This is a genomic window from Bacillus sp. AFS012607, from assembly GCF_002558005.1.
GTDB lineage: Bacteria > Bacillota > Bacilli > Bacillales > Bacillaceae_G > Bacillus_A > Bacillus_A thuringiensis_S.
The window spans coordinates 24969-50580 of the sequence record NZ_NTVM01000013.1 but is presented as its reverse complement, the minus strand read 5'-3'; the positions used below and the strand labels follow the sequence as shown (position 1 = coordinate 50580).

The window sequence follows — 25612 nt, the reverse complement described above, 5'->3', positions numbered from 1 at the left end:
AGAAGAACAATGAAACTATTAAAACCAACCCATGAATATAGTGAGCATATTACAGCGTATAGACACGCGTTTTTACACTCAGGGGAACAACCACATGGAAGTAGTTCTTTACAAAACTTTGATTCTCTTGATGAATGGTTTGAAAAAGTGAGTAAACAAGAATTAGGAGAAAATTTACTAGCTAATCGAATGCCATCTAGTCAGTTTTTAAGTTTTGAAAAAGGAGAACTTATAGGTTTTGTGAATATTAGACATAGATTAAATCCAGAATTATTACGGGAAAGCGGTCATATTGGATATAGTGTCCATCCGAATAAACGTCGCCACGGTTACGCTACGAAACAACTAAAGCTTGCATTAGCTGAAGCGCAAAAATTAGGATTGCAGAAAGTATTAATAACTTGCGATAAATCCAATATCGGTTCTGCTAAAACGATTCAAAAGGTCGGCGGTGTGTTAGAAAATGAAATAGTTTCTTCTCGTACTGGTGAAGTTATTCAGCGCTTTTGGATAGAAATATGATGCAGTAGGAATTTGAAAAGGTAATGCAAGCTGTAATATCGAAATAGATAAATGGAATATAGGGGATTACTGCAATTTTAGGGGGAAATGAAATGGGATTAAAAGAGAAAGCGATAGAGATGTCAGAGATTTATAGGAAAAATCCGAAAGTAGAAGCCATTATTTTAGCGGGTTCAGTAGCTAGAAAGCTTGAAGATGAACATTCAGATATAGAATTACATATTTTATGGTCAACACCGCCGGAAGATGAGGATCGTAGGGCCCCTATTTATCATATTGATGGGAAAATATTATCGTATCATCCGTATGAGGAAGAAGAATGGTCGGAAACGTATTTAACGAAAGAGGGAATTAAATTAGAGATTAGTAACTTTTTAACAGAGACAGTAGAGAAAGTGATTTCGGATGTGGTGGATCAATATGATATAAGTTATGAAAAACAATGTATTGTATCATCCGTTCATGATGGTGTTAGTTTGTATGGAGAAGGGAAAGTGAATGAATTAAAAGAAAAAGTAGCGGCATATCCAGATGAACTAGTAAAACGGATGATTTCAGAAAATCTATGGTTAAGTAATCGTTGGCACAATCGAAAGGCGCTTTTAAAACGGAAAGATTGGCTTATGCTTTATGACGTTATTTGCGAAGTACAAAGGAACGTATTCGGTGTTTTATTTGGTTTGAATAAAATGTACGTACATCATCCAGCGTTTAAATGGATGCCTAATAATGTGGAACGAATGACTATTAAACCTGAAAAATTATATGAACGTATGGCGGACACATTAATAGGGAATCCAGAAAATAGTGTGCAGGAGTTAGAGTTGCTAATAGAAGAAGTGTTGCAACAAGTTCATACATACGCGCCAGGAGTAAATGTGGATGAGCAAGAAAAATCTATTTTTTATTTTGTGAAATAGAAAACAGTAATAAGGGGGAAGTTATGGGTTTTTTTAATAGGTTTTTTAAAAAAGTTGAAAAAGTAAATGAGCAAGAAGCCACTCTTCATGAATTAAGTGAAGAATTGTATGTTGAATCACCGGTAGAGGAAGCGACTAGTTACTGGGTATCAATGGCACAAAATATAATTGTTAATGCTGTAAAGGCGGCTGACAATGATGTGGAACGTGCCTTCGTATTATTGAATTTGAAGAAAGGTGAGGCTTCATTTGATATTTTTTATCAAATAAATGGGCAATTGTATTTCTGGGATCAGCTAGAAAATGTGACGATAAGAAATAGAATTCAGAACGAGTTGTTACCGCTAGCTCCAGAAGTTTCAAATGCAGTAAATGAGCAATTTCGTGAAGCTGATCACCCTATAATTTCGTTCGCACAATTGCAGTTTGAATGGGAAACGAAAGCCTGGTTCTCACATATAATTTGGGAAGATAACCTTGCTGCTCAATTGCCCAAAACTCAAATTTTAAATGAATGGTTTCGTGTAATTAAAGAAGAAACGAAAAATAGACCACTGGATAGTGATGCGAAATTTTCTTGGTATCCATCAAACTCTTAAAAACTAATACAGATAGAGATAGGTTATGTTTCTAGATGATTTTTCTTCTGGAATAAGTATCAATAATACGTAATTCTTTTTCTATTGCCTGTTAGAATTCGTTATGTACTAATCTACTTGTTTTCTAAACTAAAACTTATATTTCAAATTTTTAAATAGATTGTAATACATAAAAATTCAAAATATAAGTTGACACTATTTTTAATGTGTGATAAAAATGATAGTAATCAATTCGGAAAATAATATTTGGGCAATGAAAGGGTATAGTAGTGAATATCTCCCTATTTCAGAGAGCTGATGGTTGGTGTGAATCAGTATATAGATTATTCATGAAGTTCGTCCTGGAGCATCTTTCATAAATCTCGCATTATGAGGAAATGAAAGACGGTAGTTTATACCGTTATCAAATAAAGTGGTGAAGATTGTTTCACAACTAGGGTGGTACCGCGATATTTATCGTCCCTACGTATTTACGTAGGGACGTTTTTTATTTAGGTCCTAACTTTGGTGTGGCTTCATAACTAGGGTGGTACCGCGATATTTTATCGTCCCTACGTTTTTGCGTAGGGGCATTTTTATTTAGGTGGTTTCTTAGTATTCTTCACAACTAGGGTGGTACCGCGATATTTTTGTCGTCCCTACGTATTTACGTAGGGGCGTTTTTTATTATTAGGGAGGAAGTGAACGTATTAGAAAAGAGTATTGATAGAACAATATAAATACCGAATTGTAACAAAGAAAAAGAGACAGAGAGGAGATTAATAAATGAATTCACAGCAATGGACATCGAAATTAGGTTTCGTATTAGCTGCAGCAGGTTCGGCAATTGGTCTTGGGGCGATTTGGAAATTCCCATATATGGCCGGCATTGGAGGAGGCGGAGCGTTCTTCCTAATTTTCATCGGTTTCACATTATTAATTGGTTTACCGCTATTATTAGCTGAATTTGTTATTGGAAGAAGTACACAAAAAGAGGCTGTCGATGCATATAGAGAGATTGCTCCTAAAACGTTATGGCCTTGGTTAGGTAAATTAGGAATTGTAACATGTTTCATATTACTTTCTTTCTACAGTGTTGTAGGAGGCTGGATTTTATTATATTTATGGAATGCAATTACAGGTAGACTATGGGAAGGAAATGGAGCATACGAAGCTACGTTTGGTGAAATCATTTCCAATCCATATTTAGCAGTTGGATCACAGCTATTATTCATCCTTATTACTATTTTCATCGTAAGTAAAGGTGTACAAAATGGTGTTGAAAAAGTAAATAAATATTTCATGCCAGCACTATTCGTTTTATTCTTTGTATTAATCGTTCGTGCACTTACATTAGATGGTGCTGGAGAAGGCGTTCGTTTCTTCTTACAACCTGATTTCTCACATGTAACATCAGAAGTTATATTATACGCAATGGGGCAATCGTTTTTCTCATTATCTGTCGGGGTAGCCGTTATGGTAACGTATAGCTCATACTTACCGAAAGAAGAAAGCTTACCACGTTCAGCATTTTCTATCGTAGCCTTAACTCTTGTTATTACATTACTTGCAGGACTTGCAATTTTCCCAGTTGTGTTCGCATTTGGAATGGAACCATCTCAAGGGCCGGGACTATTATTTATCGTGTTGCCAGCTATTTTCAGTAAAATGGCATTCGGAAAATTATTCTTCATCGTTTTCTTATTACTATTCTTCTTCGCTACGATTACATCAGCAATTTCGATGTTAGAAATTAGTGTTGCATCGTTAACATCAAAAGGTAAAGGGAAACGTGAAAAAATGGCCTTAATCGTAGGGTTATTAATCTTCGTTGTTGGGGTACCATCAGCATTATCATTCGGTATATTAAGTGATCTGAAGATTTTCGGAAAGACAGTCTTTGATTTAGCGGACTATGCAGTAAGTAACGTTTTAATGCCACTTGGTGTATTATTAGTTTCTATCTTTGTTCCTTTAAAAATGAAGAAAGATGTATTAATGAAAGAGCTAGGTGTAAGTAAAAATAAAGGTTATAAACTATTCGTATTATGGTTATTCTTACTTCGCTTTATCGCACCAATTGCGATTATTATCGTATTCTTAAATGTACTTGGCATTATATAAAAAGAAAGGTGGCGTATCATACAAAGATACGCCACCTTTCTTTTTATTTTGCTCTTTTTTGCAATTCATTTACTGTTACGAACTGATAGCCCTTCTTAGATAAAGAATCTAAAATACCTTCAATCGTTTTTAAATTGTCATCAGACTCATCATACATAGAATGCAGTAAAATGATAGAACCTGGTTTTACATTTTTATTAACATATTTAATTTTATCAGCCGCAGATTTATAAAAAGTATCGGGCTCAAGATCCCATATAATCGTTTCAATATTATTTTTATTTAAATAATAGGGTAGTCCAATTAATTTTTTTCCGTTAGGCGGTCTAAAATCAATTTCGTCTGTAAATCCTGTTTGGCGGATTAATGAATTCGTTTTTTCTATTTCATCTTTAATAAAAGAAGGTGTTTTGAAAATCATTCTTTTATGAGAATATGTATGGTTTCCAAGCTGGTGCCCAGATTGCGCGATAGCTTCTCCTAATGATAGACTTTTCTCTAATTCATTTCCAATTAAAAAGAAAGTAGCTTTAGCGTTGTATTTATCTAGTAACGGTAATATTTGTTTTACATTGTTAGTAGGGCCATCATCAAAAGTTAAAGCGATCACTTTTTCATTTGTTTCTACGCGTTGTGTTAAATCTCCAAATAATTGAAAGCTTCTTGCGTTCATCAATTTGTATGTTCCGAATAATGCCGTGATAATAAAGAATAGTGTAACGATTGTAATGATAATTTTTTTCCTCATAACGTAACCTCACAATGATTTTTGATTCAATAAAAAGTATTATATCAAAATTAATTATTTATTGCTGAAAAAGTATGAAGATGCAAGGAGAGGGATTTTATCATATAATAAAATGCAAAAGGTATATTAGGAGGTGTTTATATGGCGATTATAATTCAATTGCCAGACACTGCAACGTCTCATGCAAAGCCAAGTATGGAAATGGCGATACTTTGCGTGAGGTAGACAAGTAATATACAATCGCCTATATGAGCTCGTATCATTTTTTATATTTGGCTTTGCACCTTATTGAAATGAACCATAAAAAATAAGGGGCGAGCAGAAATGAAATACGTAAAAGCTAATGCTGTTTTACCAGAGAGTTTAATTACTGAAATTCAAAAGTATATACAAGGTGAAACAATTTACATTCCGAAACAAGAAACGAAACATTATAAATGGGGTACACGATCTGGCGGAAGAAAACAACTAGATGAAAGAAATAAAGCAATTAAAGAAGCGTTTAAAAGTGGGATTGCTATTCATCAACTTGCAGAAGAATATTTTCTTTCTGGGGAAACGATTAAAAAGATTGTGTATTCTAAATAAGAGGAAAAGAGTCTGATTCATATATTACTTTGAATCAGACTCTTTTTGTTTTGTATTTATTGGATGTGAATGGACATGATAATAGCGACAATGTGCCATTTTTTACTAAATTGGATACATAACATTTGAGTGAAAAGCAGAAAGGTGAACATATATGAATCATCTTGGACAAATAACGATAGAACTTTTTGTTGGTTTTTTTGTTTTATTAATTGCTACTAAAATATTAGGGAAAACACAAATATCGCAGCTAACACCTTTTGATTTTATTTCTGCCATTGTACTCGGAGAATTGGTTGGAAATACGATATATGACCCTGAAGTGAAAGTCTGGTCCATTTTATATGCGGTACTAGTATGGACAGTATTAATTTACGCAATAGAAGTGATAACGCAAAAATATAGGGGGACAAGAAGGTTTTTTGAAGGATATCCTTCTATTATTATTCGTAATGGATATATTGACAGAGATCAATTAAAATCGAATCATTTGGATATAAACCAATTACAACAAATGCTTAGGCAACAAAAAGATATATTTTCAATCCGAGAAGTTGAATATATGATATTGGAACCTAATGGAAACATAAGCGTTCTGAAAAAAAGTAAATACGAATCTCCTACTATAAATGATTTAAGTTTAAAACATAAGCCTGTCTACTTACCAATTTCATTAATTAGTGATGGGAAAGTAGTTAAGGATAATTTGAGGGAAGCAGGATTTGATGAAGGGTGGCTTTATAAACAAATAAAGCAAAAAGGAATTACTAAATTTGAAGACGTATTATATGCGGAATGGAAAACAGATGATGGCTTCTTTTGTCAGGAAATGCAGCGGTAGAGAATAAGTGATGTATGTAATGTTTGTTTCTAAGTTATCTTTTACATATCAAAAAACGTAATCATTGTATACAATAAAACTAGATCAACAATTTGTATGGAGTGATAAAGATGGAAGCGTTTATTAGAAGTGATCAATATAATTTTATAAAATCACAAGCTTATATTTTAGCAAACGGGCATGCAACGGCAAACGATAGAGGTGTAATTCAAGCGTTAAAATCACTTGCGATCGAAAAGATAATACATGTATTTGAGAATTTAACCGATGAACAGAAAGAGTTAATTGATACGGTATTAACAGTTCAAAATAGAGAAGATGCAGAATCATTTTTAATGAAAATAAATCCGTATGTAATTCCGTTTCAAGAAGTTACAGCACAAACATTAAAAAAATTATTTCCTAAAGCAAAAAAGCTAAAACTTCCCGATATGGAAGAACTGGATATGAAAGAATTATCTTATTTAAGCTGGATTGACAAAGGATCAAGCAGGAAATTTATTATAGCGAAAAATGATAAAAATAAGTTTGTTGGTCTGCAAGGAACGTTCCAAAGTTTAAATAAAAAAAGTATTTGTTCATTATGTCATGGGCATGAAGAAGTAGGGATGTTTTTAGTTGAAATTAAAGGTGATGTACCAGGAACTTTCGTTAAAAAGGGAAACTACATTTGCAAAGATGGTGTAGCTTGCAATCAGAATATGAAATCGCTAGATAAATTGAACGATTTTATTGAACGCTTGAAGAAATAACGAGAAAACCTCTAGTATTTAAACTGGAGGTTTTTATTTTTGGAAGAAGTAAAATAAGCTTTCTTTGTAAATGTAGATTTATAATGAAATTTGATAAAAATATCTATTATGATACAGTTGCTTATATGCAAGGAGGTAAAACATGGATTACCTTTTATCGAGAGAAAAAGTGAAGCGATGGCCCAAAGATATGATAGCGGCGGGGCGTTGTCATACAGTTGGCCTGAAATCGGATGGCACGGTAGTAGCGGTGGGCCGGAATAAAGAAGGGGAATGTAATGTAAGTGGCTGGCGAGGTATTGTATCGGTCAAGGCTGGGTATCTTCATACTGTTGGTCTTAAACGAGACGGTACGGTGACAGCAGTGGGGAATGATAAACATAACCAGTGTGATGTGAGTGGCTGGATAGATATTGTAGCAATAGCGGCTGGTACGAATCATACAATCGGACTAAAATTAGACGGTACCGTGGTGGCCGTGGGCTGGAATGAGTATGGTCAATGTAACGTAAGCGATTGGCGCGATATTGTAGCGATAGCGGCTGGTTGTGCACATACAGTCGGACTAAAATCAGACGGCACGGTGGTCGCGGTAGGTAATAATGAATTTGGCCAATGTGATGTAGGTAGCTGGCGCGACATTCGGTCGCCTGGCAAATAGTCAATTTACAATAAATGATTAGTAATATTATTCTATTTTAGGAGTAATTATGGAATAGGATATGTAGAAAATAATTAAACTTAAATCTGCTGAATAAGAATCTCTTTTAAAAAGGGATTCTTATTATTTTTCGTAAAATGAGGGTCTAAATGGAATTTTTGAACAAACTTTCTTTCAAAATTACAGTAGAAGATATAAATAAAGTATAGAGGAGATAAAGGAATGCTTAAAAGGTTTTTACTTTCTTTACCGGATGTTTTACTTATATGTATCGTTCTCTACATAACGTACACAAATTCTTTTAGTTTTGGACAGATGTTAGTAATTTCAATTGCAATCGGAATTATTGGTGGTCTTGCTATTAGAATTTGTAAGGATGTATTCATGTATATAAGGTGGACAATTAAACAAAGAAAAACTTGAATATGTTTAATTGTTATTAGGAGGGAATGAAATGACTAAGAAAAAGAATAGAGTGAAAAACGAGATAGTACTTTGGTCACTAACAGCAATTGTTCTGTTAATTGTATGGTACTTTTATCAAAAATAAAAACGCATCGTACTAAAAAAGCACGATGCGTTTTTATTATTTTTTTTGCCAATTTTCTTTAATAAAGTCTTCACGGCCAGATTCTTTTTGCTCAGTAGCATATTTCTCTGGATTCTTTTTATAGAAATGTTGGTGGTAGTCATCTGCTTCGTAAAAAGGTGCAGCAGGACGAATTTCAGTCACGATTGGATCTTTAAACATACTGCTTTCTGCAAGAGCTTGTTTTGATTTTTCAGCAAGCCCTTTTTGTGTTTCGTTATGATAAAAAATAGCGGTACGATAAGATGGACCACGGTCAAAGAATTGTCCGCCATCATCAGTTGGATCGATTTGTGGCCAATATAAGTCTAGTAATTTCTGATAAGGAAAAATAGAAGGATCGAATGTAATTTGAACAACTTCTAAATGTCCAGATGTTCCAACTTTTACTTGTTCATATGTTGGGTTTTCTACATGACCTCCTGCATAGCCAGAAAGTACTTTATGAATACCAGGAAGTTCATCAAATGGTTTTACCATGCACCAAAAGCAACCGCCTGCGAAGGTTGCGAGTTCGTATGTTTTTTCGGACATTGCTGTAATCCTCCTAAATGTATATGTTTTATATAGTATTATATAAATTGTTTTATTGCGCAATAAAAAAGATTTGAAAATATATGTTTTTTATAAACAAGATCCTCCGCTCACATCAATTAATTGTCCAGTAACCCAGCGGCTGTCTGGAGAAGCAAGGAATGCAGCAGTATCGGCAATGTCTTCTACTTCACCTAAGCGATTGAAAGCGGAAATAGTAGTAGCGTACTGCTTCATCATCGGGTCGCTCAAGAGTTCTGCATTCATATCTGTTTTAATAAATCCTGGAAGTATTGCATTCACCGTTATTCCTCGTGCTCCAAGCTGTTTTGCTAGTGTAAAAGTCATTGTATTAATAGCGCCTTTCGTCATACTATATGCAACAAAATCAGGTAAAGAAATGCGGGTCGCAGCGGATGAAATATTAATAATTCGGCTATTGTCACGTAAACGTGGCAGTGCTTGTTGAATGATAAAGAATGGTGCTTTTGCATTTACTGAAAACATTCTATCAAAAAATTGTTCAGTCGTTTCTTCAATAAAAGCACCAGGACCAATGCCAGCATTGTTTATTAAAATATCAAATTGTGTTTCACCAGTGCGCTTTTGTAATTCAGTATCTAAAGCTTTATAAAGGTTTTCTACACCATGTAAGGATTCTAAATTTGCGCCGATAGAAAAAGCTTGGCCACCATTTGATTGAATTTCATGAACAGTTTCTTCAGCGTCATCTTTTCGATTACCGTAATGAACAGCAACCAATGCACCGTCATTTGCTAAACGTTTAGCGATCGCTCGTCCAATTCCTCGGCTTGCTCCTGTAACTAACGCTACTTTCCCTTTTAACATAGTTTTCTCATCTCCTCATAAATTTTTCTTTATGTAGTAGTGCAAACATACTTAAGCAATATATGAGTGTATGTAAGTAATTCATTCCAATTTTGATTTGAGAAAAAATAAATAGAATGAATTTAGATTTTTTTTGAAAAAACATGTTGACAAAGAAAAGAACAACGTCCTATAATACGTGTAACAAATAAAAGTTAATTAAAAATTTTCTAACTTTATATGTTGTATATGCAAAGAAGAGGAAAGTAGATGATTATGATCGTTTCAGAGAGCTACTCCAAGGCTGCGAGAGTAGTAACAATCAAATCATTGAAGATCACCTCGGAGCATCGCTTGCGAAAGGGAAACTGAGTAGAGGGCGGCGGCATCGTCTCCGGTAAAAGGACGGGGGTCTAATTGGACCTACGAAGCTTATATTTCGCGAGAAGTATAAGGAAGCTGAGTGGTAACGCGAAACTCTCGCCTCAGCAATCAAAGCTACTAAATTGTAGTAGTTGATTGCTGAGGCGAGAGTTTTTATTTTAGAAAATAGAATAAGAGAATGCGTGGAAGAGGAGAGTAAATGATAAAGATTGTTTCAGAGAGCTGCCCCGAGGCTGTGAGGGTGGTAACAATGCACTCATTGAAAATCACCTCGGAGCACTACTTTTGAAAATTAGTAAAAAGTAGCGGGTTTGTTCCCGATAGAAAAACAAAAGTCTAATTGGACTTGCAGAGCTTATATTTCGTGAGAAGTGTAAGGAAGCTGAGTGGTACCACGATTCCCTCGTCTCAGCAATGGATTGCTACAAGTATGTAAGTAATCGATTGTTGAGACGAGTATATTTTTAATATTTATATACTGAATATTCTGTTAAAAATACTCATCTCAGCAATCGATGTAGAAATAGATTGCAAAAAATAGAGAAAAAAAGAGGAGCGATGTGAGATGGGAAACCAGTACATTTACATGAATGGGGAATTTGTAGAAAAAGAAAAGGCAGTTGTTTCAGTATATGATCACGGCTTTTTATACGGAGACGGTGTATTTGAAGGGATTCGTAGTTACGGAGGAAATGTATTTTGTTTAAAAGAACATGTAAAACGATTATATGAATCGGCAAAATCTATTTTACTTACAGTCCCACTGACAGTTGACGAAATGGAAGAAGCAGTTTTACAAACGTTGCAAAAAAATGAGTATGCGGATGCTTACATTCGTTTAATTGTTTCACGAGGAAAAGGTGACTTAGGGCTCGACCCTAGAAGTTGTGTGAAACCGAGCGTTATTATCATTGCAGAACAATTAAAGTTATTCCCTCAGGAATTTTACGATAATGGATTAAGCGTTGTATCTGTTGCATCAAGACGTAATACGCCAGATGCATTAGATCCACGCATTAAGTCAATGAACTACTTAAATAACGTACTTGTAAAAATTGAAGCGGCACAAGCAGGAGTGTTAGAGGCTCTTATGTTAAATCAACAAGGATATGTTTGTGAAGGTTCTGGCGATAATGTTTTCGTTGTGAAAGATGGAAAAGTATTAACCCCACCATCCTATTTAGGAGCATTAGAAGGTATTACGAGAAATAGTGTTATCGAGCTATGTGAACGACTGAGTATTCCATGTGAGGAAAGACCATTCACTCGCCATGATGTATATGTAGCGGATGAAGTATTTTTAACAGGAACAGCAGCGGAGTTAATTCCAGTTGTAAAAGTTGATTCGAGAGAAATTGGAGATGGGAAACCAGGAAGTGTAACGAAACAATTGACCGAAGAATTTAAAAAATTAACGAGAGAAAGAGGAGTACGTGTTCCCGGGCTGACGGAAAGCTTAGCATAAATAAGGAGAGGAGTTAATTGAAATGAAGCAGCAGTATACAGCGTATGAGAAGTTACAGTGTGAAGAAATGACAGGCGCTGGGCACGTGATTCAATGTTTGAAGAAATTGGGTGTAACGACCGTTTTCGGCTATCCAGGCGGAGCGATCTTACCAGTATACGATGCGTTATACGAAAGTGGTTTGAAACATGTTTTAACTCGTCATGAACAAGCTGCCATTCATGCGGCTGAAGGATATGCGAGAGCTTCTGGAAAGGTCGGGGTAGTCTTTGCTACCTCTGGCCCAGGGGCGACAAATTTAGTTACCGGCTTAGCAGACGCTTATATGGATTCGATTCCTTTAGTTGTCATTACCGGCCAAGTTGCAACGCCTTTAATTGGTAAAGATGGATTTCAAGAAGCGGATGTTGTCGGAATTACAGTACCTGTTACGAAGCATAATTACCAAGTTCGTGATGTAAATCATGTATCACGAATTGTGCAAGAAGCTTTTTACATCGCCGAAAGCGGACGCCCGGGACCAGTATTAATCGATATTCCAAAAGATGTTCAAAATGCAAAAGTCACCAGTTTCTTTAATGAAGAAGTTGATATTCCGGGGTACAAACCAGAACTTGTACCAGACAGCATGAAACTTAGAGAGGTAGCTAAAGCAATTTCAAAATCAAAGCGTCCGCTTCTTTATATTGGGGGAGGTGTCATTCATTCAGGTGGATCCGATGAACTTTTTGAATTCGCAAGGGAGAACCGTATTCCAGTCGTTTCAACTTTAATGGGACTTGGTGCATATCCACCGGGAGATCCATTGTTTTTAGGGATGCTTGGTATGCATGGGACATACGCTGCTAATATGGCGGTAACAGAATGTGATTTACTACTTGCATTAGGTGTTCGCTTCGATGATCGTGTAACAGGAAAATTAGAACTTTTTTCTCCGCACTCGAAAAAAGTACATATTGATATTGATCCTTCTGAGTTTCATAAAAATGTAACTGTAGAGCATCCCATTGTTGGTGATGTGAAAAAAGCGTTACACATGTTGTTACATATGTCTATTTATACACAAACAGACGAATGGCTTCAGAAAGTAAAGGCATGGAAAGAAGAATATCCACTTTCTTATAAGCAAAAAGAATCTGAGTTAAAACCACAGCATGTGATCAACTTAGTAAGTGAATTAACGAATGGTGAAGCGATTGTCACAACAGAAGTAGGACAGCATCAAATGTGGGCTGCTCACTTCTATAAAGCAAGAAAACCTCGGACGTTCCTTACCTCTGGAGGATTAGGAACAATGGGGTTTGGTTTTCCAGCAGCAATTGGTGCTCAGCTAGCTAAAAAAGAAGAACTTGTCATTTGTATTGCAGGTGATGCTTCTTTTCAAATGAACATTCAAGAACTACAAACAATTGCTGAAAATAACATCCCTGTAAAAGTATTTATCATAAATAACAAATTTTTAGGGATGGTAAGGCAATGGCAAGAAATGTTTTATGAAAATCGTTTATCAGAATCAAAAATTGGATCGCCAGATTTTGTGAAAGTGGCAGAAGCTTATGGAGTGAAGGGATTAAGAGCGACAAATTCAACAGAGGCGAAACAAGTGATGTTAGAAGCATTTGCTCATGAAGGTCCTGCCGTAGTTGATTTTTGTGTAGAAGAAGGTGAAAACGTATTTCCGATGGTTCCGCCAAACAAAGGGAATAACGAAATGATTATGAAGAGGTGGGAAGAATGAGTCATACTTTTTCACTCGTTATTCATAACGAGCCAAGCGTCTTATTACGTATAAGTGGGATTTTTGCTCGGCGTGGTTATTATATTTCTTCTTTACATTTAAATGAAAGAGATACAAGTGGTGTTTCTGAAATGAAACTCACAGCAGTTTGTACTGAAAATGAAGCGACATTACTTGTTAGTCAGTTGAAAAAATTAATTGATGTCCTGCAAGTAAATAAATTATAAGGAGTGTATGGAATATGAAAACATATTATGAGAAAGATGCAAATGTATAGTTATTACAAGGAAAAACTGTTGCAGTAGTTGGTTATGGATCACAAGGTCATGCGCAAGCACAAAATTTACGTGATTCTGGTGTAGAAGTTGTAGTTGGTGTTCGTCCTGGTAAGTCGTATGAAGTAGCGAAAGCAGATGGATTTGAAGTAATGTCTGTTTCAGAAGCGGTTCGAACCGCACAAGTTGTACAAATGTTATTGCCAGATGAACAGCAAGCTTATGTGTATAAAGCAGAGGTAGAAGAGAATCTTCGTGAAGGACAAATGTTACTTTTCTCACATGGATTTAATATTCACTTCGGACAAATTAACCCGCCAAGTTACGTAGATGTAGCGATGGTCGCGCCAAAAAGTCCAGGTCACCTCGTTCGTCGTGTATTTCAAGAAGGAAATGGTGTTCCGGCATTAGTGGCAGTACATCAAGATGCAACAGGAACAGCATTAAGTTTAGCTCTTGCGTATGCAAAAGGTGTAGGCTGTACACGTGCAGGCGTAATTGAAACGACATTCCAAGAAGAAACAGAGACGGATTTATTCGGAGAGCAAGCAGTGCTTTGCGGCGGGGTAACTGCGCTTGTGAAAGCTGGTTTTGAAACATTAACAGAAGGTGGATATCGACCTGAAATTGCATACTTTGAATGTTTGCATGAATTAAAGTTAATTGTTGATTTAATGTACGAAGGCGGTTTAACGAATATGCGCCATTCTATTTCAGATACGGCAGAGTTCGGAGATTATGTAACAGGATCGAGAATTGTTACAGATGAAACGAAGAAGGAAATGAAGCGTGTTTTGACAGAAATTCAGCAAGGTGAATTTGCGAAGAAATGGATTTTAGAAAATCAAGCAGGGCGTCCAACGTATAATGCGATGAAAAAAGCAGAGCGAAATCATCAGTTAGAAAAAGTAGGGGCAGAGCTTCGTGAAATGATGAGCTGGATTCATGCACCGAAAGAATTAGTGAAAAAATAGAGTAAGTGATTGTAAGTGAAAAATACGTAAGAGGGGATTTGACAAGATGAGAAGTGACATGATTAAAAAAGGTTTTGATAAAGCGCCGCACCGTAGTTTATTAAAAGCAACTGGTTTGAAAGATGAAGATTTTGATAAACCTTTCATAGCGATTTGTAATTCTTTTATTGAAATTATTCCAGGGCATAAGCACTTGAACGAGTTTGGGAAACTTGTAAAAGAGGCAGTTCGCGCGGCAGGTATGGTACCATTCGAATTCAATACGATTGGAGTTGACGATGGTATTGCGATGGGACATATCGGTATGCGTTATTCTCTTCCGAGTCGTGAAATTATTGCAGATTCAGTAGAAACGGTTGTAAATGCACACTGGTTTGACGGTATGATTTGTATCCCAAATTGTGACAAAATTACACCTGGTATGATGATGGCTGCACTACGTATTAACATTCCGACTGTGTTTGTTTCAGGCGGCCCGATGGCAGCAGGAAAAACATCTAAAGGAGAAGTTGTCGATTTAAGTTCTGTTTTTGAAGGAGTAGGAGCTTATCAATCTGGGAAAATTTCAGAAGAAGAATTAAAGGATATTGAAGATCATGGCTGTCCATCTTGTGGTTCTTGTTCCGGAATGTTTACGGCGAACTCTATGAACTGTTTATGTGAAGTGTTAGGTTTAGCTCTTCCTGGTAACGGGAGTATTTTAGCAATTGATCCAAGACGTGAAGAGTTAATTAAACAAGCAGCAGAGAAATTAAAAATTTTAATTGAAAGAGATATTAAACCAAGAGACATCGTAACGGAAGAAGCGATTGATGATGCGTTCGCGCTTGATATGGCAATGGGTGGATCAACGAATACAGTATTGCACACATTAGCTCTCGCACAAGAAGCGGGTTTAGATTACGATATGAATCGCATTGATGCCGTTTCAAGACGTGTACCACATTTATGTAAAGTAAGCCCTGCTTCCAATTGGCACATGGAAGATATTGATCGAGCGGGCGGGATTAGTGCAATTTTGAAAGAGATGAGCCGAAAAGAAGGGGTGCTTCATCTAGACCGAATAACGGCTACCGGGCAGACGTTAAGAGAAAACATTGCTCATGCAGAGATTAAAGATAAGGAAGTTATTCATTCTCTCGAAAACCCTCATAGTGAAGAAGGGGGATTACGTATATTAAAAGGAAACCTTGCGAAAGATGGAGCGGTTATTAAAAGCGGTGCAACAGAGGTAAAGCGTTTTGAAGGACCTTGCGTTATTTTTAATTCACAAGATGAGGCGCTTGCGGGCATTATGCTTGGAAAAGTGAAGAAAGGCGATGTAGTTGTTATTCGCTATGAAGGACCAAGAGGTGGCCCTGGTATGCCAGAGATGTTAGCGCCAACTTCAGCGATTGCTGGAATGGGATTAGGTGCAGATGTTGCGCTATTAACGGATGGTCGTTTCTCGGGTGCTTCACGTGGTATTTCAGTAGGACATATTTCACCAGAAGCAGCTGCGGGTGGAACGATTGCACTTCTTGAACAAGGGGATATTGTATGTATTGATGTTGAAGAACGCTTGCTAGAAGTAAGAGTTAGTGATGAAGAATTAGATAAGCGTAAAAAAGAATGGAAACGACCAGAAGCGAAAGTGAAAACTGGCTGGCTTGGACGTTATGCACAGATGGTAACATCGGCGAATACAGGTGCAGTTCTAAAAATCCCGGATTTTGATTGAGCCAATTTAAAAGAGATAAGGATGATATATAATGGTGCAGAAGGTAAAGGAGAGAGTGAAAATTGAAGATATCTTAATGGCTCATAATTGCATGAAAGATATCGTTATTAAAACACCGTTACAACGTGATACAGTTTTATCTGAGAAATATGATTGTGACGTTTATGTAAAACGAGAAGACTTACAATTGATTCGCTCTTTCAAAATTCGTGGTGCGTACAATTTAATTCAAAGTTTATCAAAAGAACAATTACAAAACGGTGTTGTATGCGCGAGCGCTGGTAATCATGCGCAAGGAGTTGCTTATACGTGTAATTTATTGAAGATTGCGTCAAAAATCTTCATGCCGACGACAACACCTAAACAAAAAGTATCACAAGTACAATTTTTCGGTGGTGATTTTGCGGAAATCGTATTAGTTGGTGATACATTTGATAGCTCTTTCCAAGAAGCGCAGCGCTATTGTGAAGAAAATAGAATGACGTTCGTTCATCCGTTTGATGATCCGTATGTAGTTGCTGGTCAAGGGACAGTTGCAGTTGAAATTATGCATGATATGGAGAAATCGGTTGACTATATCTTTACGGCAATCGGCGGTGGTGGGTTAGCATCAGGTGTTGGTACATATGTGAAAGGTGTTAGTCCTGCTACAAAGGTTATTGGTGTAGAGCCGATGGGAGCTGCATCTATGAAAGAGGCTTTTCTTCAAAATGAAAATGTCGCATTAGAGAAAATAGATAGTTTTGTTGATGGGGCAGCTGTTAAAAAAGTAGGAAAGTTAACATTTGAAACTTGTAAAGATGTAATTGATGACATTGTTTTAGTACCAGAGGGAAAAGTTTGTACGACGATTTTAGAACTGTATAAGAAAAATGCAATTGTAGCTGAACCGGCTGGTGCACTATCTATTGCAGCGCTTGATTTATATAGAGATGAAATAAAGGGTAAAACAGTTGTATGCACGCTAAGTGGTGGAAATAACGATATTGATAGAATGCAAGAAATGAAAGAACGTTCGCTCATTTACGAAGGATTAAAACATTACTTCATTATTGAATTCCCGCAACGTTCAGGTGCGCTAAGAGAATTTCTTGATAAAGGATTAGGACCAGAAGATGATATTACGCGCTTTGAATACATTAAGAAACATAATAAAGAAAATGGTCCAGCGTTAGTCGGCGTAGAGTTGAAACATAAAGAAGATTATGAGCAATTAATTACTCGCTTTAAAGAAAATAATATTCAATTTATGGAGCTTAATAAAAATCCCATCTTGTTTGATTTACTTATTTAATAGAAGGAAAGGGATAACATACGGTTTTACTAGAAATAAAAAAGATAGATATAAGCAGTAGAAACGCTACTTGTATCTATCTTTTTTATAGTTAAACTAAATATTTTCCATATTCAAGAAGGATAAAGCTAGTTAACCAAAAGAGTATCGCAATACGAATGATTACATACATAGTAAATTCAAAGGTAGTAAGTTTTCGTTCGCGTTTTATTTTTTTTAGAAGTCTAACAGAGAAAATTGAACATAAAAGTAGAACGGCTATAGATATTTTATAAATATTCTCTAACAAACTTACATTTTCTAATAAGTCTTTCAGCATGTTCATTACCTATTCTGTAATGTATGTTACAGAGAAATAGATCTTGAGCTGTCTAGTTTCGTTTGTTTTTTATTTTCCCTGTAGCATCAATTTCTACATCAGTTGAAATTGTTTGTAAATATTGAAGAGCTTTTTTCTTTTCTTCCTCATTTACAGGGGAAACTTGGTTGTTACGAATGATGTAAGGATTGAATGACATTTGTACATCCTTTCCTTTAAAAGTTAAAGTTAATACGCCAGTTTCGGCGCTTTTCCCACTCACATAACTTGGGAATAAAAAGTTACCTAATGAATAAGCGATAGGAACTTTATTATAATACTCAAATCCTTGTAACCAATGCGGGTGACTCCCGACAATCGCGTCAGCTCCTGCTTCAACCATTTTAGGTACATATTGTTTTTGGTATTCTACCGGACGATTTGATTTTTCAACGCCCCAATGCATATAGACGATTAAATAGTCTGCATCTTGTTTTTGCTCTTTAATTGTTTTTGTTACGAGATTTAAATCATATCCGTTTGCAACACCAGGTTTATTGTTACCAGCTACCCAGTTCGTATCAGGCATAAATCGAACGAAGGAAAGAAATTTGAACTTTTTCCCTTTTACAGTCATTTCTCGTGCTGTATATGCATCTTTTGCATTTTTTCCGGCTCCGATATAAGGGAATTTTAATTTTTCTACGTGAGAAATCGTGTCTAATAATCCATCTTGCCCATAATCAAGTGTATGGTTATTTCCGATATTTACGATGTCATATCCAGTGTTTTTTATAGCTTGTAGCGTGGATGGATCACTTTTAATCCAAAACAGTTGTCCAGGAGCTTTCTTTTCTCTCGTTGTAAATGCTGACTCTAAATTAACGAAAGAAATATCAGCTTTTGTTATTTCTTCTTTTACATGTTGGAATGGATAATCAGCCCCATTTTTTTCGATTACAGGACGTAATTGCCAATCGAACATTGTATCACCAGAGAAAGTGAGTGTAATTTCCGGGTCTTCTATTTTCTTTTCACTTGTTGAAGCGGTTTTACTAGATTTGTTTTGCAAATCGGGTTTGTCTTTCGCTTTTGAAGTAAAAGAGTAGTTAATTAATAAAACAATTGGTGTAATGCAAAAGGCTATTAACAGAAATCGTTTTAGTAAAGTTTTCATAAATACCGTCCCTTTTAAATTTATACCGCAATTTGTGGGCAATAAAACTCACGTTAATTAAAGTTTCACATTATGTATTACTACAAAAAAAATTGCGGTTTATGTTGTGGAAAACATTTGTTAATATTCTTAATATTAAGTTAACATATAGATAACCTGTAAATCAATGTATAAACCAAAATATAGAAATAAAGAATTCGAAGGGTGAAGAATAAGAAATGGTTATATTAGGAGCAGTTGTAAATGGGATTTGTATTATATTTGGTACTTTACTAGGTAAATTATTTAGTAGGATTCCAGAAAGTATGAAGGGAACAATTATGCATGCAATCGGTTTAGCGGTTACTGTGCTTGGGCTTCAAATGGCATTGAAAAGTGAAAATTTTCTTGTTGTCATACTAAGTTTAGTGATTGGTACCGTCATCGGGGAATGGCTACAATTAGAGAGAAAGTTAAAACATTTAGGGGATTGGCTAGAAAATAAAGTTGGATCAAAAGGGAAAGGGAGCATATCAGAAGGCTTTGTAACTGCTACTTTAATTTTTGCAATAGGTGCGATGGGCATACTTGGTGCACTCGACAGCGGGATTCGTGGCAATCATGATATTTTATTTACAAAGGCGATTATCGATGGATTTATTTCTATTATATTAACGACAACTTTAGGAATTGGTGTAGTATTTTCGGCGATTCCAGTTATTTTATACGAAGGAGGGATTGCGGTTTTTGCAACACAAATTAATAGTTTGGTCCCGAAAGAATTAATGAATCAATTTATAGTGGAAATGACAGCTACAGGTGGTATTATGATAGCCGCTATTGGATTGAACTTACTTGGTGTTATTAAAATTAAGGTGGCAAATTTATTGCCAGGTATATTGGTAGTTGGAATAATCGTTTCACTTATTTATGGTTACGGTTTACTAGTAAAGTAATAGAGGATGGAGATACATATGGAGGAGTATAAATTTACAAAACGTGTTCATAACATATTGAAGATTGCAGCAGAAGAGGCAGAAAGTAATATCATTCAACCAGCTCATCTGTTTATCGGTATGTGTAAAGAAGGTACTGGAGTTTGTAGCGAGTTGTATATGTATTTGTTCCGTAAAGTGGGGATAGAGTTTTCAGAAAAACTTTCAATACGAAAACAATACGACTCACCGTATCAAGAGTATGAAAAAATAGGACAATATAAGGTATCTTATAAGGTGCTAGAAATTTTACAAATAGCGAAGAAACGTATGGAACGTTTCCAGCAAGTAATAATGAATGAAGGACATGTTATATATGCACTATTTCATGTAGATACGTTTATTGGAAATGTACAAATAAAAAAAGATATATTACGTATTATAGCTGAGCCAAGAGATTTAGCGGTCGATCTAAAATGTTTTGTTCCTACTTATAATCATTTAATTTGTACTGTTAGAAAGGCTAGCCCTTCTGATTTTGAAAAATTAGCAAGTTTTGTTAAAGAGGAATTTGGTGAACGTTGGTTACATTCAATAGAGTATGGATTTCGTACATATAAAGATAATTTACCTATTTATATAGCAGAACAAGAAGAAGTGATAGTAGGTTTCGCTTGTTATGATGTAGTGAGAGGAAAGAAGGGATTGTTTGGTCCAATGGGCACAGCGAAAAAAAATCGTGTGAATGGTGTAGGGAAGCAATTGTTATATCGTTGTTTACATAGTATGAAGAAAGAAGGATATGAATACGCAATTATTGGACAAGCAGGTCCGGTTGAGTTTTATGAGCGATGTTGTAATGCACGTTTAATACCGGTAGAGAGTAATTAACCAACTCCATATATGGGAGTTGGTTTTTTTATGAAAATAATGTAGAGATGTAGTGATTTTCACTAGAAAATAGCGGGTTTTGTAGTGGATTTTACAAATAAAGCAAATTACTAAACTTTTTACAAGAAAGGGTGTAGAATGGGTATCTAAAGAAAGAAGGTGTGAAAATGGCCAGCTGGAAACGAAATTTGATGATTTGTTGGCTAGGTTGTTTTACCACTGCAGCCGGTATGAGTTTAGTAATTCCTTTTTTATCTTTTTATATTGAGGAATTAGGAGTAACTGGCACTTCTAGTATTGCACAGTGGTCGGGACTTGCATTTGGTATAACATTTTTAATGGGTGCGATCGTATCACCAATATGGGGAAAGCTTGGTGATATACATGGACGGAAATTGATGCTTATTCGTGCGAGCCTTGGTATGGCGATTATTATGACGCTTATGGGGTTTGTAACGGATGTGTATCAACTAGTCGCACTAAGATTTTTGATGGGAGCGGTATCTGGTTTCCTTTCAACGGCGATGACATTTATTGCAGCAGAAACTCCGAAAGAGCATTCAGGTTGGGCAATTTCTACAATTTCAACTGGGGGCGTGAGCGGTTCTTTACTTGGCCCATTACTTGGTGGTTATTTGTCGGAGTTAATTGGAATGCGCCATGTTTTTCTTGTTACAGGAGCTTTTTTATTCCTTTCTTTTCTCATCGTTTTTTTCTTCCTACATGAAGAGAATCACTCCGCTCAAGCAAAAAAAGTACAACAGAAAAAAGTATGGACGATGGTTCCAGCAAAGCATTTAATTATTAGTTTATTTGTAACAACATTTATTATTCAACTTGCGAACATGTCAATTCAACCTATTATTACATTGTATGTAAAGAATTTAGAAGGCCCAGGAACAGCTCATATTGAAATGATTGCAGGTGCAGTCATGTCTGCGACAGGTTTAGCTATTATTATGGCAGCTCCTAAGCTAGGTAGATTATCAGATCAAATTGGTCCTCAAAAAACGTTAGTTGTAGCGTTGTTTGCTGCAGGAATTATTTTTATCCCGCAAGCATTTGTAACCTCAGCTTGGCAACTATTAATTCTTCGATTTTTATTAGGTATCGCACAAGCAGGATTATTACCTTCCGTACAAACTCTACTAAAACAACATACACCAACCCATGTAACGGGACGAATATTTGGATATAATCAATCGTTTCAGTTTTTAGGAAATATGATTGGACCAGTACTTGGTGGACAAATTGCAGCACATGCGGGCTTCCAATATGTTTTCTTCTCTACATCATCACTATTATTTATTGCGTGCATTTGGGTTTATTTTCATAATAAGAACGAAGAGGTATCAGAGAAACGACATTTGGAAGTTAGTTAACTAAGTGAATGAAAAAGAAGAGGATGAAGCAACGATTGCTTCATCCTTTTCTTTAAAATTGAAGACAAAGATAACTTAATGTACCCATCTCATAACTGCGGTGAATGACTTCACCGTTATTTTCACCGCTTCCCATAGCGATAAATAAAGGAACAAAATGCTCTGCTCTTGGTACTGCTAATTGTGCATGAGGGGCATTGTTCTCCCAATTAAATAATGCATCTTTATCAGTAGTCTGCATATGTTTAATAATCCAATCATCAAATTCAATTGCCCATTGTTCGGGTGTCGTTTGATTCCATTTCAAAGCTCGTAAGTTATGAACAGTAACACCGCTACCGATTATTAAAATATCTTCTTGTCCAAGCCCTTTAAGTGCTTCTCCAATCTTAAATTGCTCTTTTGCAGGAAGGAATGGATTGACTGAAATTTGGACGACAGGAATATTTGCTTCTGGATACATGCGGTGCAGAAGAGTCCATGAGCCATGATCTAAACCTCTCGTCATATTATGATGGACTGGAATACCTTTGTTTTTAAATTTTGTTTCTAACATAGATGCAATGTTAGAAGAACCTTTCGCACGATATTTGATTTCGTATAACTCAGGAGGAAAACCTCCAAAATCATAAATTGTTTCATATTCGTTATCTGATGAAGAAATCGTTAATGCTTCACTTTCCCAATGAGCAGTGAAAATAATAATCGCTTTCGGTTTATATGTTGCTCCAAGTGTTTTTAAAAACCTTGTATAGTCTGTATCTTGAATAGCAAGCATCGGTGATCCGTGTGCTAAAAATAATGATGGCATCATAATAGAAACCTCCCAAAAAATATAATAATTACTTTATGTAAGTAACTATATAATCTTATTTCAAATTCGTCAACATAATAGTTATTGAGCTAATTGGAAAAGTGCGGCATTTGTCATAATGAAAGCAATTGCATATAATACATAATAAGAATAATGAATGGATATTCATTTTTTGATATACATAATAGAGTTGGGGGCTGACGAAATGAACGTACAGGAAAGTTTCGTTACGGCATTGGATGGATCGGAAATTTATTTACGTAAGTGGCTACCAGAAAGAGATCCGCGAGGAATTATTCAAATTGCACATGGTATGACAGAACATGCAGGTGTTTATACAGACTTTATTGCTGCGTTATTAAAAGCAGGGTATGGTGTTTATGCACATGATCATAAAGGTCATGGGAAAACAGTGAAAAGAGAAGAAGATTATGGTCATTTTAAACCAAATGTAGGTTGGAATGAGGCTGTTTCTGATGTTATTTTTGTATCAGAAACGATAAGAAAAGAGCAGACATGCCCGTTATTTTTACTTGGACATAGTATGGGTTCTTTTTTATCAAGACGTGCTGTACAACTGAAAGGTGAATTATATGATGGATTCCTTATTTCAGGAACTGGTGGAAATCCAGGGATTTTAGGAAGTATCGGTCATAAAGTAGCGACAATTGAGATGAAATTACGCGGGGAAAAAACGAAAAGTCCAATGTTAAATTTTTTATCTTTCGGAAACTTCAATTCACACTTTAAACCAAATCGTACAAAATTTGATTGGTTATCTTCAGATAACAGTCAAGTAGATAAATATATTGCGGACCCATTATGTGGATTCATTTGTACAACGAGTTTTTATCGAGAATTATTTTCTGGTGTATTAGAAGTAAATAAACTAGAAGAGTTCAAAAAAACACCGAAAAACCTTCCGATACATATTTTTTCAGGAGATCGTGATCCTGTTGGGGATATGGGGAAAGGTGTAAAAGAAGTATATGAAAATTATAAAAAATGCGGCGTGACAGATGTAACGCTGCATTTATATGAAAATGGCAGACATGAAATGTTCCATGAAGTAAATAAAGATGAAGTATTTCAAGATTTGATTTCTTGGTTAGATAAGCATATTGTATGAGAAGAAACCTCACTTTTTGAAGTGAGGTTTCTTTAAGGAGCTGGAGGAATAGTTATGAGTGAATTTGTTAATAAAGAATATGTAGAAATAGATTTTCAAGATGTTTTGATTAAGGAAGAGGAATTGAAGAATAGTACATTCATAAAATGCCGTTTTAGAGGGATAGATGCATCGGAAGTTTCTACTGAAAATTGTAACTTCATAGAATGTGATTTTACCGGTGCTCTTTTTAACGCTTCTATTCATCAAGGAACTACATTTGCGAATTGTAAGTTTGTTGGTGCGAATTTATTCGTATCGAAGTTTGAAGAATGTAAAATGACTGGCTCTGATTTTGAAGAAGCGAATTTAGACGGAATAACTATCATATCGGGTGATTGGTCATATACGAATTTAAGGTTTGCGAACTTAAGTAAACAAATGTTAAAGGGTATACGTTTCATGGAAGCGGACCTATATGAATGTAATTTAGAAAAAGCAGATTTACGTGAAGCGGATTTAACCGGTGCACAATTAGGTAAGGCGAAACTTAGCGGTGCAAATTTAAAGGGAGCGATAGTTGATAGAATTGACTTTACAAGCTTTAATTTGAAAAATGTAAAATTAGATATAGCACAGGCAGTTGCGGTAGCTAGATGTTATGGGGCTAAGGTAAACTAAATTGTTTAAAAAACCGTTCAAATTGCTGAACGGTTTTTTAAATCATAATAGTAGTATAATAGTGAATGAGGTGCTCATACTATGGAAGATAAAACATTAGGTATACTACTAGATGTAGTTGGGGAATTATTTTCAGATGAAATATCAATTGCCGTTTCGAATACGAAAGAATATATTTACTATCGGCCAAGTAAACGAATTGATTTAAAGATTAGCGCTGGGGACCCTATTAAGGAAGGGACGATTGCTCATAAAGCAATGGTAACGAAGCAAAAAGCCTCTGAGTTTATTAACCGAGATATTTTCGGTATTCCTTATCATGGAATGGCGGTACCATTTTCAAATAATGGCAAGATTGAAGGTTGCGTGACGGCAATTTATCCAGCTTTAACGGATGGTAAGTCAGTCGTTACTTTAAAAACAACAGACGGATGGGTTCCGGTTCCTTTTTCAAAGGTCATGTATTTAGAAGCTAAAGATAAAAAGACGTATGTGAATTCAGAAGAGTTAACAGGAACACATAAGTACTCGCTACAAGAATTCGAATACTTGTTGCCGAAAGATTCCTTTATTGTAAATGTTAATCATATTAAAGCGATTTATCCTGATACGCATTCTACTTTTGTACTTTCTATGGATAACGGAGAGAGGGTACCAGTGAGTCAGTCATACGCTAGCTATTTTCGTAAGCTTCTAGGATTCTAAAATTTTCTGCTTTAGAACCTAGATCCGCTGTTTTATCTGAATTTTCGGCATTGTGTAAGAAAACCCCTATTTTGATGGTGTTAATGTGTAAAATAATTATGAATATT

At 35.6% G+C, this 25612-nt stretch carries 26 protein-coding genes, 2 pseudogenes and 3 other annotated features; of the genes and pseudogenes, 22 read left to right on the top strand and 6 right to left on the bottom strand.

What is annotated here, in order from left to right:
• The first annotated feature begins 9 nt into the window (after positions 1–9).
• From CN409_RS16885 to CN409_RS16870, 4 genes are all read left to right on the top strand, one after another.
• Positions 10–522, top strand: a complete 513-nt coding sequence (locus CN409_RS16885) for a GNAT family N-acetyltransferase (RefSeq protein ID WP_000771300.1) — start codon at positions 10–12, stop codon at positions 520–522.
• 92 nt (positions 523–614) lie between these two features.
• Positions 615–1442 carry a DUF4037 domain-containing protein gene (locus tag CN409_RS16880; RefSeq protein ID WP_000523177.1) on the top strand — a complete coding sequence of 276 codons (828 nt, stop codon included), beginning with the start codon at positions 615–617 and terminating at the stop codon, positions 1440–1442.
• Between the two features lie 23 nt (positions 1443–1465).
• On the top strand, positions 1466–2041 hold the full coding sequence (locus CN409_RS16875) for a hypothetical protein (RefSeq protein WP_097981445.1): 576 nt from the start codon (positions 1466–1468) through the stop codon (positions 2039–2041).
• A gap of 244 nt (positions 2042–2285) precedes the next feature.
• Positions 2286–2508 (top strand) — a binding site (T-box leader).
• A 298-nt stretch (positions 2509–2806) separates the two neighbouring features.
• Positions 2807–4144, top strand: coding sequence for a sodium-dependent transporter (locus CN409_RS16870; RefSeq protein WP_001088185.1), 1338 nt, complete (start codon positions 2807–2809; stop codon positions 4142–4144).
• A 43-nt stretch (positions 4145–4187) separates the two neighbouring features.
• Here CN409_RS16870 and CN409_RS16865 read toward each other — a convergent pair whose 3' ends face one another.
• Positions 4188–4892 carry a polysaccharide deacetylase family protein gene (locus tag CN409_RS16865; protein ID WP_001227581.1) on the bottom strand — a complete coding sequence of 235 codons (705 nt, stop codon included), beginning with the start codon at positions 4890–4892 and terminating at the stop codon, positions 4188–4190.
• A 324-nt stretch (positions 4893–5216) separates the two neighbouring features.
• On the opposite strand from CN409_RS16865, the gene CN409_RS16860 reads away from it, so the two are divergent.
• From CN409_RS16860 to CN409_RS16835, 6 genes and pseudogenes are all read left to right on the top strand, one after another.
• Positions 5217–5480, top strand: a complete 264-nt coding sequence (locus CN409_RS16860) for a CD3324 family protein (RefSeq protein ID WP_000878325.1) — start codon at positions 5217–5219, stop codon at positions 5478–5480.
• A gap of 154 nt (positions 5481–5634) precedes the next feature.
• Positions 5635–6321: a DUF421 domain-containing protein gene (locus CN409_RS16855; RefSeq protein ID WP_001015971.1), complete on the top strand. Its 687-nt coding sequence runs from the start codon at positions 5635–5637 to the stop codon at positions 6319–6321.
• Between the two features lie 110 nt (positions 6322–6431).
• Positions 6432–7073 (top strand): FusB/FusC family EF-G-binding protein, encoded by a 642-nt coding sequence (locus CN409_RS16845; protein WP_000387067.1) that lies wholly within the window; start codon positions 6432–6434, stop codon positions 7071–7073.
• 108 nt (positions 7074–7181) lie between these two features.
• Positions 7182–7337 carry a hypothetical protein gene (locus CN409_RS32380; protein ID WP_240518645.1) on the top strand — a complete coding sequence of 52 codons (156 nt, stop codon included), beginning with the start codon at positions 7182–7184 and terminating at the stop codon, positions 7335–7337.
• A pseudogene (locus tag CN409_RS16840) lies at positions 7267–7734 on the top strand (RCC1 domain-containing protein); the annotation flags it as partial. The gene CN409_RS32380 and the pseudogene CN409_RS16840, both read left to right, overlap by 71 nt.
• Before the next feature lie 222 nt (positions 7735–7956).
• Positions 7957–8157 carry a hypothetical protein gene (locus CN409_RS16835; protein WP_000919318.1) on the top strand — a complete coding sequence of 67 codons (201 nt, stop codon included), beginning with the start codon at positions 7957–7959 and terminating at the stop codon, positions 8155–8157.
• Between the two features lie 163 nt (positions 8158–8320).
• Here CN409_RS16835 and msrA read toward each other — a convergent pair whose 3' ends face one another.
• Complete coding sequence (gene msrA, locus CN409_RS16825; protein WP_086398506.1) at positions 8321–8857, bottom strand: peptide-methionine (S)-S-oxide reductase MsrA; 537 nt, start codon at positions 8855–8857, stop codon at positions 8321–8323.
• A gap of 90 nt (positions 8858–8947) precedes the next feature.
• A complete protein-coding gene (locus CN409_RS16820) occupies positions 8948–9706 on the bottom strand; it encodes an SDR family oxidoreductase (RefSeq protein ID WP_000911802.1) in 759 nt (252 codons plus the stop codon).
• Between the two features lie 224 nt (positions 9707–9930).
• Positions 9931–10176, top strand: a binding site (T-box leader).
• A 67-nt stretch (positions 10177–10243) separates the two neighbouring features.
• Positions 10244–10483, top strand: a binding site (T-box leader).
• Positions 10484–10634: 151 nt separating this feature from the next.
• Between CN409_RS16820 and ilvE the strand changes: the two genes are divergently transcribed.
• The 6 genes and pseudogenes from ilvE (at position 10635) to ilvA (ending at position 17535) form a co-directional block, all read left to right on the top strand.
• Positions 10635–11534: a branched-chain-amino-acid transaminase gene (ilvE, locus tag CN409_RS16815; RefSeq protein ID WP_000528163.1), complete on the top strand. Its 900-nt coding sequence runs from the start codon at positions 10635–10637 to the stop codon at positions 11532–11534.
• A gap of 22 nt (positions 11535–11556) precedes the next feature.
• The gene (ilvB, locus tag CN409_RS16810) at positions 11557–13272 is read left to right on the top strand and encodes an acetolactate synthase large subunit (protein WP_000813467.1); all 1716 of its coding nucleotides are present in this window, start codon (positions 11557–11559) and stop codon (positions 13270–13272) included.
• Entirely contained in the window at positions 13269–13499 is a 231-nt protein-coding gene (locus tag CN409_RS16805) for an ACT domain-containing protein (RefSeq protein WP_000019916.1), read from the top strand. Before ilvB ends, CN409_RS16805 begins: the two co-directional genes overlap by 4 nt.
• Positions 13500–13513: 14 nt before the next feature.
• Positions 13514–14521, top strand: a pseudogene (gene ilvC, locus CN409_RS16800) (ketol-acid reductoisomerase).
• A gap of 46 nt (positions 14522–14567) precedes the next feature.
• Entirely contained in the window at positions 14568–16241 is a 1674-nt protein-coding gene (gene ilvD, locus CN409_RS16795; protein WP_001255822.1) for a dihydroxy-acid dehydratase, read from the top strand.
• A 31-nt stretch (positions 16242–16272) separates the two neighbouring features.
• A complete protein-coding gene (ilvA, locus tag CN409_RS16790) occupies positions 16273–17535 on the top strand; it encodes a threonine ammonia-lyase IlvA (RefSeq protein WP_000250342.1) in 1263 nt (420 codons plus the stop codon).
• Between the two features lie 91 nt (positions 17536–17626).
• Here ilvA and CN409_RS16785 read toward each other — a convergent pair whose 3' ends face one another.
• Together CN409_RS16785 and CN409_RS16780 are read right to left on the bottom strand one after the other, a co-directional pair.
• Positions 17627–17854, bottom strand: coding sequence for a hypothetical protein (locus CN409_RS16785; RefSeq protein ID WP_000910225.1), 228 nt, complete (start codon positions 17852–17854; stop codon positions 17627–17629).
• A gap of 52 nt (positions 17855–17906) precedes the next feature.
• Positions 17907–19010, bottom strand: a complete 1104-nt coding sequence (locus CN409_RS16780; RefSeq protein ID WP_000854495.1) for a CapA family protein — start codon at positions 19008–19010, stop codon at positions 17907–17909.
• A gap of 218 nt (positions 19011–19228) precedes the next feature.
• On the opposite strand from CN409_RS16780, the gene CN409_RS16775 reads away from it, so the two are divergent.
• The 3 genes from CN409_RS16775 to CN409_RS16765 all read left to right on the top strand — a co-directional run bounded on the left by CN409_RS16775 (position 19229) and on the right by CN409_RS16765 (position 22197).
• Positions 19229–19945, top strand: coding sequence for a DUF554 domain-containing protein (locus CN409_RS16775; protein WP_000236049.1), 717 nt, complete (start codon positions 19229–19231; stop codon positions 19943–19945).
• 18 nt (positions 19946–19963) lie between these two features.
• Positions 19964–20815, top strand: coding sequence for a GNAT family N-acetyltransferase (locus CN409_RS16770; protein WP_000393444.1), 852 nt, complete (start codon positions 19964–19966; stop codon positions 20813–20815).
• Between the two features lie 167 nt (positions 20816–20982).
• Positions 20983–22197: a multidrug efflux MFS transporter gene (locus CN409_RS16765; RefSeq protein ID WP_000179292.1), complete on the top strand. Its 1215-nt coding sequence runs from the start codon at positions 20983–20985 to the stop codon at positions 22195–22197.
• Positions 22198–22249: 52 nt separating this feature from the next.
• Here CN409_RS16765 and CN409_RS16760 read toward each other — a convergent pair whose 3' ends face one another.
• Positions 22250–23011: a DODA-type extradiol aromatic ring-opening family dioxygenase gene (locus tag CN409_RS16760; RefSeq protein WP_000982885.1), complete on the bottom strand. Its 762-nt coding sequence runs from the start codon at positions 23009–23011 to the stop codon at positions 22250–22252.
• Between the two features lie 205 nt (positions 23012–23216).
• Here CN409_RS16760 and CN409_RS16755 point away from each other — a divergent pair, with 205 nt between their 5' ends.
• The 3 genes from CN409_RS16755 (at position 23217) to CN409_RS16745 (ending at position 25505) form a co-directional block, all read left to right on the top strand.
• The gene (locus CN409_RS16755) at positions 23217–24140 is read left to right on the top strand and encodes an alpha/beta hydrolase (RefSeq protein WP_001102605.1); all 924 of its coding nucleotides are present in this window, start codon (positions 23217–23219) and stop codon (positions 24138–24140) included.
• A 54-nt stretch (positions 24141–24194) separates the two neighbouring features.
• Positions 24195–24800, top strand: coding sequence for a pentapeptide repeat-containing protein (locus tag CN409_RS16750; RefSeq protein WP_001288924.1), 606 nt, complete (start codon positions 24195–24197; stop codon positions 24798–24800).
• 81 nt (positions 24801–24881) lie between these two features.
• On the top strand, positions 24882–25505 hold the full coding sequence (locus CN409_RS16745) for a LytTR family DNA-binding domain-containing protein (RefSeq protein ID WP_097981442.1): 624 nt from the start codon (positions 24882–24884) through the stop codon (positions 25503–25505).
• Positions 25506–25612: the final 107 nt, after the last annotated feature.